General features: G+C 44.0%; 13 protein-coding genes. 10 read left to right on the forward strand and 3 right to left on the reverse strand.

From position 1 onward, the window contains the following. The first annotated feature begins 124 nt into the window (after window positions 1-124). The 5 genes from M1J35_RS09520 (at window position 125) to wrbA (ending at window position 6,098) form a co-directional block, all read left to right on the forward strand. Entirely contained in the window at window positions 125-1,306 is a 1,182-nt protein-coding gene (locus M1J35_RS09520) for a sensor histidine kinase (RefSeq protein ID WP_254653506.1), read from the forward strand. Between the two features lie 192 nt (window positions 1,307-1,498). Next, window positions 1,499-3,766, forward strand: a complete 2,268-nt coding sequence (helD, locus tag M1J35_RS09525; protein ID WP_254653507.1) for an RNA polymerase recycling motor HelD — start codon at window positions 1,499-1,501, stop codon at window positions 3,764-3,766. A 133-nt stretch (window positions 3,767-3,899) separates the two neighbouring features. Then, window positions 3,900-4,730, forward strand: coding sequence for an aldo/keto reductase (locus tag M1J35_RS09530; protein WP_254653508.1), 831 nt, complete (start codon window positions 3,900-3,902; stop codon window positions 4,728-4,730). 280 nt (window positions 4,731-5,010) lie between these two features. Next, window positions 5,011-5,412: a DoxX family protein gene (locus tag M1J35_RS09535; RefSeq protein ID WP_254653726.1), complete on the forward strand. Its 402-nt coding sequence runs from the start codon at window positions 5,011-5,013 to the stop codon at window positions 5,410-5,412. A 71-nt stretch (window positions 5,413-5,483) separates the two neighbouring features. Beyond that, the gene (gene wrbA, locus M1J35_RS09540; RefSeq protein WP_061810931.1) at window positions 5,484-6,098 is read left to right on the forward strand and encodes an NAD(P)H:quinone oxidoreductase type IV; all 615 of its coding nucleotides are present in this window, start codon (window positions 5,484-5,486) and stop codon (window positions 6,096-6,098) included. An 80-nt stretch (window positions 6,099-6,178) separates the two neighbouring features. On the opposite strand, the gene M1J35_RS09545 is transcribed toward wrbA, so the two are convergent. After that, on the reverse strand, window positions 6,179-7,063 hold the full coding sequence (locus M1J35_RS09545; RefSeq protein WP_061810932.1) for an RluA family pseudouridine synthase: 885 nt from the start codon (window positions 7,061-7,063) through the stop codon (window positions 6,179-6,181). A 171-nt stretch (window positions 7,064-7,234) separates the two neighbouring features. Between M1J35_RS09545 and M1J35_RS09550 the strand changes: the two genes are divergently transcribed. Next, window positions 7,235-7,636, forward strand: coding sequence for a DUF5365 family protein (locus M1J35_RS09550; protein WP_254653509.1), 402 nt, complete (start codon window positions 7,235-7,237; stop codon window positions 7,634-7,636). 181 nt (window positions 7,637-7,817) lie between these two features. On the opposite strand, the gene M1J35_RS09555 is transcribed toward M1J35_RS09550, so the two are convergent. Next, window positions 7,818-8,291 (reverse strand): thioredoxin family protein, encoded by a 474-nt coding sequence (locus tag M1J35_RS09555; RefSeq protein ID WP_254653510.1) that lies wholly within the window; start codon window positions 8,289-8,291, stop codon window positions 7,818-7,820. Between the two features lies 1 nt (window position 8,292). Further along, on the reverse strand, window positions 8,293-8,718 hold the full coding sequence (locus M1J35_RS09560; protein WP_254653511.1) for a disulfide oxidoreductase: 426 nt from the start codon (window positions 8,716-8,718) through the stop codon (window positions 8,293-8,295). Between the two features lie 159 nt (window positions 8,719-8,877). Between M1J35_RS09560 and M1J35_RS09565 the strand changes: the two genes are divergently transcribed. The 4 genes from M1J35_RS09565 to M1J35_RS09580 all read left to right on the forward strand — a co-directional run bounded on the left by M1J35_RS09565 (window position 8,878) and on the right by M1J35_RS09580 (window position 15,772). Next, a complete protein-coding gene (locus tag M1J35_RS09565; RefSeq protein WP_254653512.1) occupies window positions 8,878-10,551 on the forward strand; it encodes a glycoside hydrolase family 13 protein in 1,674 nt (557 codons plus the stop codon). A 195-nt stretch (window positions 10,552-10,746) separates the two neighbouring features. Then, window positions 10,747-12,288 (forward strand): bifunctional GNAT family N-acetyltransferase/carbon-nitrogen hydrolase family protein, encoded by a 1,542-nt coding sequence (locus M1J35_RS09570; RefSeq protein ID WP_061810936.1) that lies wholly within the window; start codon window positions 10,747-10,749, stop codon window positions 12,286-12,288. Window positions 12,289-12,729: 441 nt separating this feature from the next. Continuing rightward, entirely contained in the window at window positions 12,730-14,481 is a 1,752-nt protein-coding gene (locus M1J35_RS09575; protein WP_254653513.1) for a phospho-sugar mutase, read from the forward strand. Between the two features lie 175 nt (window positions 14,482-14,656). Next, window positions 14,657-15,772, forward strand: a complete 1,116-nt coding sequence (locus M1J35_RS09580; RefSeq protein WP_224520583.1) for a GAF domain-containing sensor histidine kinase — start codon at window positions 14,657-14,659, stop codon at window positions 15,770-15,772. Window positions 15,773-15,784: the final 12 nt, after the last annotated feature.

Raw genomic sequence — 15,784 nt, forward strand, 5'->3', positions numbered from 1 at the left:
AAAGAAGACAATTTCGGTGAAAGGTCAAAGGGTCAGGATGATTATTTTTAATCAGGATGTCATTAATAATTTCTTTTATATCATTTTGAGTATTTTTTTAATTTTTTTCCTTGTTGAAAAAAAGATGATACAAGGTTGGTATACAAGGTTCGCAACCCTTGTTTCTTTAAGTATCGCCATTATTCTGTGCATGCTTTCCCCCATATACAATAACCCCTACTGTGTCCACGATCTCAGGATGATCCCGTTTGTTCTCGGCATTCTGTATGGAGGTCCATTTACAGGCCTCGCATTGCTCGCTGTCTTATTGGTATCGAGGACGATGATCTACAGTTGGAGTATGGTGGCATTCGTGATATATGCCGTGATCTACCTCTTGACGGTCATCGGGATGAAATGGTTCGATTTCAACCGGTTATCAAGCCGGAAGAAGATCATATTCTCTGTGGTGCTTTTTACAGTTCATTCCATCGTAGCAGCTCTTATTGCGAAGGCGATGACTGTGTTTGTGATCGACGAAAGCTATCTGATAAATTTTATTTTTCTCCCTTCCCTGGGCATGCTGATCCTGACATACATTTGTGAGACGTTGCTTAAACAGATTCAAATCAAACAAGCCCTCGTGAAAATAGAAAAAATGGAAGTGCTCGCTCAGTTGGCTGCCAGCATTTCCCATGAGGTGAAAAATCCTTTAACGGTGATCAAGGGATTCCTGAGACTGCTCCATCAGGAAAATCTTCCTGTAGGAAAAAGGGAACAATATCTAACGATCGCATCATCCGAACTGAACCGGGCAGAAGAAATCATCAACGATTATCTTACGTTCGCTAAACCGGATCCGGATCAAGTGGAGAACATCTCCATTTCGGAGCAGCTCCATAAGCTCGCCGACATGGTTGAGCCCTTGAGCAATCAACAATCGGTCCTCGTACATAAACGGATCGAGGATGCCTCCATCATAGGGAACACCCGCAGTTTCCAACAGGCATTTCTCAACATCATGAAAAACGCCATTGAATCCATGCCTGATGGGGGCACACTCACCATTCTTTCGAAGGTTCAAAAAGGGACCGTAAGCATATCCATCATTGATACTGGCGTCGGAATGACCCCGGATCAACAAGAGAGACTCGGCGAACCTTATTTCTCTACGAAGGAAAAGGGGACGGGCATCGGACTGATGGTTTCCTACCGGATCATCGAAGCCATGAGGGGTGTCATTACCGTGGAGAGCCGAGTGGGTAAGGGGACTGGTTTTCAGATTGTGTTTCCTGTGGATCAAGTGAAGGACCCTTCATCTGTTTAGGTGAAGGGTTTTTCTACTTGTTTATTCCTGAATTATCTGATAATATATATTTCTGCTCCCAAACGCCTACATAATTTTTACAGATTTCAATGTGTCTTAATCAACGTTTTCCCCATCAAGAGTCGTTACCTTGGTGGAAGTGGGAAGACGTTTTTTCTCCATTGCGGCTAAAACAATTGGAAGGAGAAATGTATGACAAAGGAATCGACTATTCATCCCGATTTTTCAATTGAATCAGAACGATTAGAGTTTACGAAGCGCTATATTGACGTAGTCATCAGCACATCCCTGACGAGTAAGGAAAAGTATAAGGAAAACATGGAAAAAGCTTTTGGAGATATTGATTGGGGAGAGTCGAGTGCCGCCTACATCGATATCTTGACGAACTCAAGCTTTTTTGAGATGTCCAAAGAAGAATTGGAGTCCCTTACGAAAGCAAAGACGAAACCGTACTTTGCCCGGATCGATTTTCAACATGAGGGCTCCGGCAAGGTGGAGAAGCATTATATCGGGAAGACCTCCTTGTATCAGCGTGAAAATCAGGAGCAAATCATCGTCGACTGGAGATCCCCCATCGCAAACCTGTACTACGAAGGAAGGATCGGCGATGTCTCTTACGAGGCTGAAGGTGAAACGTACGAGGGAGATTTATCCCTGAAGCGCCAATACATGATCGAGGATGGACTCATGGAAGAGATTCGCGATATTGACTTAACCACCACGGATGAACTGCTTCAGGATTCATTAGCCAAAAGCTCCAGTAACCGTTTGACTGAAATCATTTCTACCATCCAGGAGGAACAGAATCGGATCATCCGGGCCGACTTGAACAAGCCGATCATTGTACAGGGGGCGGCGGGAAGTGGGAAAACAACCATTGCCCTTCACCGGATTTCTTATTTTATTTATAACTATAAACAGCATTTTGATCCGAGGCAACTGATGATCCTGGCCCCGAGTAATTTGTTCATTGACTATATTTCAGAAGCGCTGCCGGAACTTGGGGTGGAGCGGGTAAGGCAAACGACATTCACGGATTATGTCATGACCTGCTTAGAAAAGAAGCTTACGATTGTAGAAGATAATAAGCTTATTCAACTGATCGAGACCCATGATGAAAAAGTAGAGACCGCATCATGGATATCAGGATTCAAAGGGTCTAAAGCATTCAGGAGAATTCTCGAGCATTATATAGAAGAAGTCGAACAGCGCTTTTATACTTCAAAGGACTTCTATGTGGATAAATACAAGCTCTACACCGCCAAAAGGTTCACTCACCTTTTCAAAGAGGAATATACGTATATGCCAATCTATCGCCGGATGGAAAAGCTGAAGTCACTCCTTCAAAGCTATGTACGGTCGAACAAGAAGCAAATGGTTGAGAAGGTCGAGAAATTTTTTGATGAGCGGATTGAAACCGCACTCTTTGAACGTTCAAAGGCAGGGAACCGAAAGGAATATGTCTCGAAAGCATTGGATAAGAAACTCGAGCGTGTGGACGAAATCAAGAAAGCAATACGGACAAGTGTCAATGGATACATGAAGCAGTTTGAAAAGAAAACACTTCATCAATATTTCATTGAGTTGTTCTCAGATCCCGTGCGCCTTGCTTCCTACTCGAAGGGGGAGCTCAGCGGGAGACAGGCGGAACGGCTCTGTCAGTACACATTGAAATATGCGAAGAAAAAGCAGTATGAAGTAGAGGATCTGGCCATTCTCCTATACTTGCAATCCCATTTGTTCGGAATCGATAAATTCCACAAAGCAAAAAACATCGTCATAGATGAAGCACAGGATTATAGTTATATGCAGCTCTATTCATTGAAGCGGGCACTTGAGACCGACATGTTCACACTGGTGGGGGATCTCGCTCAAGGGATCCACTCATACCGGGGCCTTCAGTCCTGGGAACCGGTCTATCGGGATATCTTTCCGAGGGCGACGTACACCGAGCTTCAAAAAAGCTACCGTACGACGATTGAAATCATGGAGGAAGCGAATAAACTGCTTAGTCTCCTGCCCTATGATTTTCCGCAAGTGAATCCGGTGGTGCGACACGGAGATTCTCCGAGCTTTGATGAGTATGTGGAAGTGGATGAACTCGCTTCCTTCATCGAGAAGGAAGTGGAGTTAGGACGGAAAGAAGGATTCCAAACCTTCGCCGTCATTGGAAAAAGCATGAAGGACTGTGTGAAAATCAGTGAAATCCTTCAAGAGAGGCAGCCAGGGAAAGTAAAGCTATTGGAAGAACAGGAATCGATCCCGAAAGATCAGATTGTCGTCGTTCCTTCCTATCTCTCGAAGGGACTCGAGTTTGACGTGGTGATCATCGCTGCGGTGGATGAAGCATTCAACCCGGAAAACGAACTCGACATCAAGCTCCAGTACGTTGCCATGACACGTCCCCTTCATAAACTTGCATTCATAGGAAAGAAACGAGAACAATTTATCGGTCAATAGGCAATGTAGAAGAAAAGGTCCGTCCCTCAAAACCGAGGGACGGACCTTTTTACTCTCATAGAATACTCCGGAATCATAAAATTAGCTTTCTGGCGTTTAACTTTGTAAAATAATGAGTCAGGAGGGATGCAATATGTTGAAAAACTTACAAAGCACGAAGACACTACATAACGGAATCGAAATTCCTTATGTCGGTTTAGGAGTTTACCAAATGAAAGATCCGTCTGAGACGGTACAGGCCGTCCGTACAGCGATTCAGTCCGGATACCGTTCCATCGATACCGCCGCGATCTACGACAATGAAGAAAGCGTAGGGCAAGGGGTGAAAGAAGGTGGCGTAGCGAGAGAGGACCTGTTCATCACTTCGAAAGTATGGAATAGCGATCAAGGCTACGATACGACGTTAAAAGCATTTGAAACGAGCCTGAAGAAGCTCGATATGGATTATCTGGACATGTATCTCATTCACTGGCCGGTGGAAGGAAAGTACAATGATACATGGAAAGCAATGGAGAGACTTCATGGCGAAGGATTGATCAAATCAATCGGTGTAAGTAACTTCCATCAGCATCATCTTGAAGATTTGATGAAAAATGGCAATGAAAAGCCTGTATTAAATCAAATCGAGTTACATCCCCGTCTGAACCAGGAGAAAATACGAGAATTCTGTGCTTCACACAATGTCGCAGTCGAAGCGTGGTCACCAATCGCTCAAGGGCGGGTACTGGATGAACCTACATTAAACCACATTGCAGAGAAGCATGAAAAGTCTGCTGCACAGGTGATTCTTCGCTGGCACCTTCAGAATGATGTCATCATCATTCCAAAGTCAGTCCATGAAAACCGCATCAAAGAAAATGCAGATTTATTCAATTTCGAGCTTTCACTGGAAGAAATGAATCAAATCAACCAACTGAATCTAGACGAACGTTTTGGTCCAGATCCAGACAACTTCGATTTTTAATATCGATCTTTCGAAAGAGGTCCGTCCCTCATGCAAAGGGACGGACCTCTTTTTTTCGTCCAGCCCATTTCAATAAATGTTGCAAATAGTTGTTGACAGAGAGGAGAAGGATATTATACAATTATCTCGAAATCAAAATAATCACATTCGAGATAACTTGTCTTATTTTTTTAATTATATATCTCATATTCAAGATAATTGACGTAAGAATAATTGAATTTGAAATGTTTAAAGGTGAATCTCGAAGGGAAAACAAGAAGGAGGAAAAAAGATGACAGCATTGGCTGCGTTCGGTTTATTGGTTATTCGTTTAGTAGTAGGATTGACATTCGCTGCTCATGGAACACAGAAATTATTTGGGTGGTTCGGAGGACATGGTGTCCAGGGTACGGGAGGATTCTTTGAATCGATTGGAATCAAGCCGGGAAGGACGATGGCGTTATTTGCAGGGATATCCGAAGTAGCGGGTGGATTATTGTTTGCCGCAGGCTTCCTTACGCCATTAGGTGCACTGCTCATCATTGGCACTATGATCGTGGCCATCGTGAAGGTTCATGGTGCAAACGGTTATTGGGCGACACAAAATGGTACAGAATATAATGTGATGCTCATTGTTGTGGCACTGGGAGTAGCCCTTGTTGGTGCAGGGAGCTTTTCAATAGATGCACTATTATTTGCTTAATGGATTTACATGCAACCCTAATCTGTGTTTCACCCATTTATTATAAAAAACATAATTAAAGGAGAGATTTTATGTCTAACGTAAAATTGGCAATCATGTATTACAGTTCAACAGGAACAAACTATCAGATGGCGAAATGGGCCGAAGAAGCTGCAAAAGAAGCGGGGGCAGAGGTGAAATTACTTCGCTTTGAAGAGACTGCACCAGAAGGAGCGATTGCTTCCAACCCGGCATGGGAAAAGCACTATAATGAAACAAAAGATACGGTTCCGGTAGCGACCCTTGATGACTTGGAGTGGGCAGATGCTTATCTATTCAACGTTCCTACCAGATTCGGTAACGTGCCTTCTCAAGTCAAGGCGTTCCTGGATACAACCGGAGGACTGTGGTTCAATGGGAAACTGGCCAACAAAGTAGTGAGTGCCACATCATCTGCAAGCAACTCACACGGTGGACAGGAGCAAACGGTTCTGGCTCTTTATACAACCATGATGCACTGGGGTGCCATCATCGCAGCACCTGGATACACAGATCAATCAAGCTTTGCAACTGGAGGGAATCCATACGGTACGAGTGTAACGGTCGATGGGGAAGGCAATATGGTCGAATCCGTCGAGCCTGCCGTAAAACACCAAACCCGCCGTACGATCCAAATCGCTGAAGCGGTAAAAAATGGATTGAAATAATGATAAAAAGACCAGGTCACTCATGATTTTGAATGACCTGGTCTTTTTGATGCGTTCAGATTTCCTTTGAATTCACTCCATTACAACCCAATATCATCACGGCAATCAGCTTCACATTCAATCCGTTCCCCTGTCAGCGGATGAGGGAACGAAATTCGGGCTGCATGCAGTGCCTGCCTGGTGAAGACCGGCTTTCCCCCATATAATGTGTCGCCAGCCAGAGGGTGTCCGATGTGGCTCATATGTACACGGATTTGGTGTGTACGGCCGGTATCAAGCTGTACTTCGACGAGTGTATATGGATTCCTGACTTCCATTACGTTATAATGGGTGACTGCATCCTGACCGGAAGGCGAAACCCTCCTTCTCGTATTGTGATGACGATCTCTCCCAATCGGTTCTGAGATAGTGCCTTTTTTTTGCTTCAATCGACCGTGAACGAGGGCATGATAGGTACGCTTGATTTGTCTTTCGGCAAGAAGGCGGTCAAGGATCGCTTTACTTAATGGATGCTTGGCGAAGATGATTGCTCCGGACGTATCGCGATCCAACCGATGGATGTGCAACACGCGGCATCTCTCACCATTTGCCTGATGATGGAAAGCGACAAGGTTGGCCAGGGTATCCGTTTCATCAGGAGTATTTGGATGGGTATCGATCCCGGCAGGTTTATTGACCACAATCAGATGTTCATCTTCAAACAAGACGTCTAACTCCCCGTAGGTCGGGGGAACATCGTATTCGACTTCCTTGAATAGTCGAATCTGTAGAATATCTCCTTGTGAGAGTGGGGAAGTCCATGAAGTCAACTCTCCATTTACTTTGACATCACCGTCCATCCTCATGGAATGAACCAGTTTCTTAGGAGCCTGCCAGTGTTTTCTAAGAATTGTTTCAATCGTTACATTTTTCCAATCATTTGGAATGACTAGGTCGAATCGTTCGCCTATTTTCCGTGTTTTCATCAAAAAACCCCTTTAAATGACAAATATCTTATACTCTTGTGGGTATTTAAGCCTACCATAGCACCTATTCAACCCAATTCATGGGTATAATTACCACGCTGTTGGTTCTACTTCTATGTTATCCTTAATATATCTATTACAGAGAGATTACAACCGTTACAAAGGTGGGCTATGATGGTGAAAGTTTTACTAGCATCAACACATGAACAGGAAGATAAAATCCAAGAGCTTATACAGTACATGTATTGTACTATTTTCCCTGATTATTTCACAGATGATGAAATCGAACAATTCGATGATATGCAAGTATTACATACGACGACGAGGAACTTTGAATATTTCGGGACTCTGAAGGAAGCATTTCAAGTGATCTCAAGCCTGCAAACGCTGATTTCCATCATTGAAAGCGGCTCAAAAGAAGACCTATATGAAGATATGTTCTATCATAATGCCGGGATCCTTCAAAGCTTTGGCATGTTCTTCCCTTTATCGTATGATCAATTTACGGAAGAATCGGACTGTAAGCATAATCTGAGCATATACTCGAGAGCGGATAACCAGCTGCTTGTGTAGGTTATATCACGTCCTTAATAGTTAGATACTTTAGAAAATTCACATTAGCATGTTTGAAAGGTTCTTGTGAGGGGAAAATAGCAAGTACTAAGTTAATCTTGAAGATACAACGTATCTTCATCTTGAAATTCCTCCTCACTTGAAAGGGGCTGACTCGTGGAAAAGTCAGCCCCTCTTTTTTTTATTCTGATTTTACGTTCTCTTCGAAAAATGCCTTGAAATCTTCTTTAGGATGTTCTCCTACAATTCTCGCCACTTCTTTTCCATTTTCATAATGGACGAGTGTAGGGGTGGCTTCGATTCCGTATTGATCCCAGCCCTGTTCAAATTCAAGCAGATTGTACTGAACCATGTCGACTCCCATATCTTCGGCAAGAGGTGCGAGGGTAGGTGTCGTTCTTTTACAGTGGATACAAGTAGAGCTGTAGAAGTATACGGTCGCTTCTTCTTTATTCTTTAATGTCTCTTCCAGTTCTTCGGGAAGGATGACGTTTTGATAGTTTGGATCATCCAGCAGCTCAACGGTAGCAGGGTCGAGTTTCGCTTTTTTGAACTTATTTCCCTCGGCTTTTTGACTGTTCTGGACGCTTGTGACAATGGCGATGGCTGCGAATAATCCGACGATCGCCACCAGGAATATGATGATTTTTTTCAATCTAGTTTTCCTCCTTTATAGCTTTTAAGACGATCACACTTGAAATGAAGATGATGATGAACCCCAAGAGTGCAAGAAACGGAATTGTGATAAAACCGAACAGGTTGATGTATTCACCTGTACAAGGAACGCGTCCGCAGGCTGGGGCACTCTCAGTCAGGATCGAAACTTTTTGGATAGAGTAGTGATAAATGGAAATGAGAAGGCCGATGCCGGAAAAAATGGTAGAATATAATGCCGCTTTAAAATCTTTGCGTACATAAGCCACTCCTAATAAAATCACCATCGGATACATTAATATCCGCTGATACCAACATAATTCACATGGCACATATTTCATGATTTCAGAGAAATATAAACTCCCCATCGTGGCGACCAGGGAAGAGGCCCAAGCCAGGAATAACAGAGAATCTGCTTTTTTATTCATATAGAATTCCTTTCTACGTATATTCTATCAAATTATAGTATGATATTATTATAAAAGTAAAATGAGAAAACTTTATGAAGAAATGTGATATTTTTTTAACGATTTGTGCAAGCGGTTGCAGAAAACGCTTGCTTGATGCTGAACAGGAGGAAAACACATATGACAAAAAAATGGTGGAAAGAATCGGTGGTCTATCAAATTTACCCTCGCAGTTTCATGGATAGCAATGGTGATGGCATCGGGGATATTAAAGGAATCATCTCTAAATTGGATTATTTAAAAAAACTGGGCATTGATGTGATATGGTTATCCCCTGTTTATGAATCCCCGAATGATGATAATGGCTATGATATTAGCGACTATAAAAAAATCATGGATGAGTTCGGCACGATGGCTGATTGGGAGGAAATGCTTGAAGAAATGCATAACCGTGGGATGAAGCTTGTGATGGATCTTGTGGTGAATCACTCTTCCGATGAGCACGGCTGGTTTGTGGAATCGAGGAAATCAAAGGATAATCCTTATCGTGATTATTATATATGGCGTGAAGGAAAGGACGGTAAAGAGCCGAATAACTGGGAATCTGTATTCAGCGGTTCTGCCTGGGAATATGATGAGGGAACAGAAGAGTATTTCCTACATCTCTTCTCGAAAAAGCAGCCGGATCTCAACTGGGAAAATCCGAAGTTGCGCCGGGGAATTTATGACATGATGACCTTCTGGCTGGATAAAGGAATCGACGGTTTCCGTATGGACGTCATTAACTTTATATCGAAAGTACCTACGTTACCGGATGCGCCGAACCCTGAAGGTAAACCGTATGCTTCCGGTCATGAGTACTTTATGAACGGTCCACGGATCCATGAATTTCTTCAGGAAATGAATCAGGAGGTCCTCTCCCATTATGAGGCGATGACGGTTGGGGAGATGCCGGGGGTGACACCCGAGGAAGCGGTACTTTACACAGGTGAAGACCGTAATGAAGTCAATATGGTATTCCAATTCGAGCATATGGATGTCGATTCGGGACCGGGAGGGAAATGGGACGTCATTCCGTTCGATCTTGTAAAATTGAAATCAATCCTGACTAAATGGCAAACGGAACTTCACGGGAAGGGCTGGAACAGTCTGTACTGGAACAACCACGATCAGCCAAGAATCGTCTCAAGACTTGGACAAGATGGAGAGTATCGGGTGAAGTCTGCGAAAATGCTTGCGACCCTCCTCCATATGATGCAGGGGACGCCTTACATTTATCAGGGGGAAGAGCTTGGTATGACGAATGTCCGCTTCTCTTCCATTGATGAATACCGGGATATCGAAACATTGAACATGTATCGGGAAAAAATAGCCCAGGGTATGGATCCAGAGGAAATCATGGAATCCATTTACGTAAAAGGAAGAGACAATGCAAGGACTCCTATGCAGTGGGACGACACGGAACACGGTGGATTCACAGAAGGGGAACCATGGATCGCCAGCAACCCGAACTACAGAGAGATCAATGCCGAAAAAGCCTTAAACGATCCAGAATCCATTTTCTACTACTATCAAAAATTGATTGCGATCCGCAAAGAGCATGACATCATTCCATACGGATCGTTCGAGCTTCACTATGCAGATCACCCTTCCGTATATGCCTATACGAGAACACATGGGAATGAAAAGATCCTCGTTCTTTGCAATGTATCAGGAGAAGAGCAAGTCATCGACAACATCGCTTCCTTTGATATCACTCAAACGGAAATCCTCATATCAAACGAAGAACTGCATGAAAAAGATGCATTTACTTTAAACCCATGGGAAGCGACGGTGTATTATTTTAAAGGTTAAATGAAAGGAAGCATCCTAATCATCGGATGCTTCTATTTTTAAGGACTTTTTTATTTGAGTAAAGACAAATCATATTTCTTCAAAAAATCCTCACCCCTTTGCTAAAATAAAAGAAATGGACTGTCATGAACTTCGTTTCAACAGTGCACTATAAGGGTATATAATTCAGGTATTTTATGAAGGAGTAGATCATAAATGGCAGAAAAACTGGACTTATCACAATTTGAAAAGAAAATGATCATCCGTCCAATGGAACATAAGGACATTCAAGATATCATCAATATGCAGTCTGTCTGCTTTCCAGGGATGGATCCATGGAAAGTGGAGCATCTGGAAAGTCATCTGGAAGTGTTTCCGGAAGGTCAGCTCGTAGCAGAATTAGATGGGGAGATCATCGCATCATGCTCGAGTCTGATCATCAACTTTGATGAATACGACGACCGCCATACATGGGATGATGTAACGGATAATGGTTACATAACGAACCACAATCCCGACGGCTATAACCTGTACGGGATCGAAGTGATGGTGCACCCTGATTACCGGCGCATGAAGGTAGGTCACCGTTTGTATGAAGCCAGAAAGGACCTTGCCAGGCAGTGGAATTTAAAGAGTATCATCATCGGGGGACGCATCCCGAATTATCATAAACATTCTGATGAAATGTCTCCAAGGGAGTATGTGGATTCCGTGGGGCGTCACAAGATTTACGATCCAGTCCTTTCGTTCCAGCTTCTGAACGGATTCACCCTGATGAGGATCAATCCGAACTACCTGCCGGATGATAAGAGGTCCCATAAATATGCCACACTGATGGAATGGAATAATGTCGACTACCGTCCATCCAGCAAACGTCACTTCAAAACGAGCTATCCGGTCCGGATCTGTGTCGTTCAATATATGATGCGGAAAATCAACTCCTTTGAAGAGTTTGCCAATCAGGTGGAGTACTTCACCGATGTGGCTTCCGATGCAAAATCAGATTTCGTGGTGTTCCCTGAGATTTTCACCACCCAGCTCATGTCATTCCTGAATATTCAATCACCAAGCCTTGCAGTAAGACGGTTGACAGACTTCACTGAGGATTATATTGAATTATTCACGGACCTTGCTGTCAGGTACAATGTCAATATCATCGGGGGTTCACACTTCGTCAAGGAAGAAAACGATGAGATCTACAATATTGCCTATCTTTTCCGTCGTGATGGGACGATCGAGAAGCAATACAAAGTTCATATCACACCGAATGAACGGAAATGGTGGGGGATCAGCCCCGGGGATTCTGTCAGGGTCTTCGATACGGATTGCGGGAAGATCGCGATTCAAATATGCTATGATATTGAATTCCCAGAGCTTGCGCGCATTGCTACAGACAAGGGTGCAAAAATCATCTTCACCCCATTCTGTACAGAGGACCGTCAAGGTTATCTTCGCGTCAGATACTGTGCCCAGGCACGTGCAGTGGAGAATCAGATCTACACAGTCATTTCCGGTACGGTCGGAAATCTTCCACAAACGGAAAATATGGACATTCAATATGCCCAGTCCGGCATCTTTGCCCCGTCCGACTTTGAATTCGCACGTGATGGAATCGTGGGCGAGACCAACCCTAACATCGAAATGGTCATGATCGGAGACGTCGACCTCGAAGTCCTCCGCCGCCAACGCCAATCAGGAACCGTCCGTCAACTCAAAGACCGACGCCATGATGTCTATGGAGTGAATTATAAAAAATAATGCATATCAAAAGGCCCTGCTGAATTGTTCAGCGGGGCTTTATTTAATGAAAGCATATTTAAACATCCTTCGGTAAATATATCGTGGGTATAGGATCATTTATTTTAATGAATATTTATATTTTTAACGATTACACACTACCTTATAAAGTTGATTGGAACGGAAGGTGCTCGACTCCTGCGGGAAATGCGGGAAAGTTGAGACCCCGCAGGGCATAGCCCGAGGAGGCTCAACTCACGCCCCGCGGAAAGCGAGCACCTGGAGTGGAAATCAACCAGCACTCGCTTTTTTTATCAACACAAACATACTGATTCTTTCAAATAGAAATTATGCTAAAATAAGGATTAAACGAATCTTGTCGACATGTGACGGATTGTTTTAGAAGGAATTCTACAATATATGATAGAATTCATTATTATACAGCATTAGGAGGGGATCGTTTTGAGTTGGAAAACATCTTGGGAAAAATGGAGCAGCTACTTACATCTGGACAAAGAAGTCAATGAACTTCTAGAGTCAATGAAAGACGACGAAAAGTCCTTGGAAGACGCATTCTACAAAAACCTTGAATTCGGTACGGGTGGAATGAGGGGAGAAATCGGTCCCGGAACCAATCGGATGAACATCTATACAGTCAGAAAAGCCTCTGAAGGACTGGCGAGATACATAGAAGAACAGGGTCAGGAGGCTAAGAACCGCGGAGTTGTAATCGCTTACGATTCCCGTTATAAATCACCTGAATTTGCCATGGAGTCAGCGAAGACCCTGGCAACCCATGGCATCCAAACATATGTCTTCGATGAATTGAAACCGACACCGGAGCTTTCATTTGCCCTGCGGCAGCTAAAGGCATTCTCCGGCATCGTAGTGACAGCAAGCCATAATCCTCCTGAATACAATGGATATAAAGTGTACGGGGAAGATGGTGCTCAACTTCCTCCACATGTAGCGGATGCAGTGATCGAGAAAGTGAACGCCGTTGAAAATGAACTGGAAATCCACGTTCAGACAGAAGAAGAATTAAAAGCAGCCGGGCTGATTAAAATGATCGGGGAAGAGATCGATCAATCATACCTGGAACATTTGATTTCGATTTCCGAGAAGCCTCAGATCGCCAAGGAAACCGATTTGAAAATCGTCTTCTCACCCCTGCATGGCACTGCCTTGAAGATGGCAGAAAAAGGGTTGAAAGCATTAGGGTATGAGCAAGTTCACATTGTAAAGGAACAGGCAGTCCCTGATCCTGAATTTACAACAGTGAAGTCTCCGAACCCTGAAGATAAAGCGGCATTTGAATACAGCATCCGTGACGGAAAGGAAATCGACGGGGATATCCTGATTGCGACGGATCCCGATGCAGACCGTTTAGGTGTAGCGGTAAAAGGGGAAACAGGCGAGTATATCCTCCTTACCGGAAACCAGACAGGGGCGATCCTCCTGGACTATATCCTTGCCCGCAAACAGGAGAAGAATATGATCCCTGAGAACGGCCGGGTATTCAAAACCATTGTGACATCCGAATTGGGCCGTAAAGTCGCTGAACATTATGGAGCTTCAGTCGAGGATGTTCTTACAGGTTTTAAATTCATCGGGGAAAAAATCAAGCAATACGAAGAAACAGGTGCGTATTCATTCTTATTCGGATATGAAGAAAGCTATGGATACTTGATCGGCGACTTTGCCCGTGATAAGGATGCCATTCAAGCAGTATTGATGGCGGCAGAAGCGGCTGCTTATTATAAAAAAGAAGGCAAAACGCTATACAATGTCCTCCATGAATTATTCGAAGTACACGGGTTTTATCAGGAAGGACTGAAGAGTCTGACCCTTAAAGGAAAAGAAGGAGCCGAACAAATTCAAGGGATCCTGAAGGACTTCAGGAACGAACCGTTGAAAGAAGTGGCAGGCTTACGTGTGGTTTCGTCAGAGGACTACAAAACAAGTACGAAAGTGGATTTGGTATCCGGTGAAGAATCCTCCATTCATCTGCCTTCTTCCAATGTGTTGAAATATCATCTTGAAGATGGATCTTGGATTTGCCTCCGTCCATCAGGGACCGAGCCGAAGATCAAGTTCTATTTCAGCGTGATCGGTGAGACCGAAAGCGACAGCGGTGAGAAATTACAAGCTCTGCAGGATGCCATCATGGCGAAAGTCGAAACGATGATCCGTTCGTCTGTAGGGAAGGCGTAAACCTTTTCATCATTTTAAAAACAAGAGATGTGCTCCTGCATCTCTTGTTTTTTGGATTGTGATGGGAACGTGTGTTTTCGGTCAAAGGTCGTAGAAGGGTATCCTTCTTTTTGATAATACCGGATTTATGTGAAATCTATATAATAGTAGTATAGGATCGGAGAGGACGATGAACATGAATTCTGAATCCCTTTCAAATATCGGACTTTTGAAAGAGATAGCCGAGTTGCTGAACAACGAAACAGAGCTTGATTCCATGCTTTCAGGTGCCCTGAAGAAGCTGATCAGGGGTTCAAGCTTTACAACAGGGTGGATCTTCTTCATTGAAAAAGAAGGAAGCCACGAACTTGTTTCATATGAGAGTCTGCCGGAATCACTCTCAGAGCGTCAATGTGAGCCGATGAAAAAGGGCGGGTGCTGGTGTGTGAATCGATTTCGAAAAGGTAAACTCACCAAAGCGTCCAATATTATTGAATGTCAGCGGATCGAGCAGGCCATCGAAGAGAACAGGGAAAATACAGATGATATCACCCATCATGCGACGGTCCCCCTCCAGTCCGGGGATGAGTCCTTTGGGTTATTGAATGTCGCAGCACCGAACAAGACCCACTTCACAACAGACGAACTGGCGCTTCTTGAATCGGTCGCCTTCCAAATCGGATCCGCCATCAAGCGCATCCTGCTCACGAAAAAAGAGCAGGAAGTCGCGTTGATCGGAGAAAGGAACCGACTGGCAAGAGATCTTCATGATTCGGTCAATCAATTGTTGTTCTCCCTCACGTTAACAGCAAGGGGAGGGGCAGAAATGACCGGGGATGAAGAAGTAAAGGATACGTTCAGAACGATTCAAGGGTTGGCTCAGGAAGCCTTATCGGAAATGAGGGCCCTCATCTGGCAATTGAGACCCCATGGGCTTGAGAATGGAGTCGTAGAAGCGTCCAAAGGATACGCAGAGATGCTCGGATTGACCTTGGAAACGAAAGTTGAAGGAGTCATTTCCTTAAGCTCTAAAATAGAAGAAGTGTTGTGGCGTGTCAGTCAGGAAGCACTGAATAATTGTAAAAAGCATTCCGGGGAGAAACGCATCCTCTATACATTGAAAAGTGAGTCGCAATCGATCCATCTGACGATTGAAGATAGAGGATACGGATTTCAATATGACGGAAAGCAGTCCCTGCCTTCAGTCGGGATCCAAAGTATGAAGGAACGTGTGAAAAGCATTGGTGGTACGCTGAAGATCGACAGTCAGCTTGGAAGGGGAACGGTCATATCAGTTCGATTACCGTATTAGGAGGTGCCGGGT

Source organism: Rossellomorea sp. KS-H15a (assembly GCF_024195245.1).
Taxonomy (GTDB): Bacteria; Bacillota; Bacilli; order Bacillales; family Bacillaceae_B; genus Rossellomorea; species Rossellomorea vietnamensis.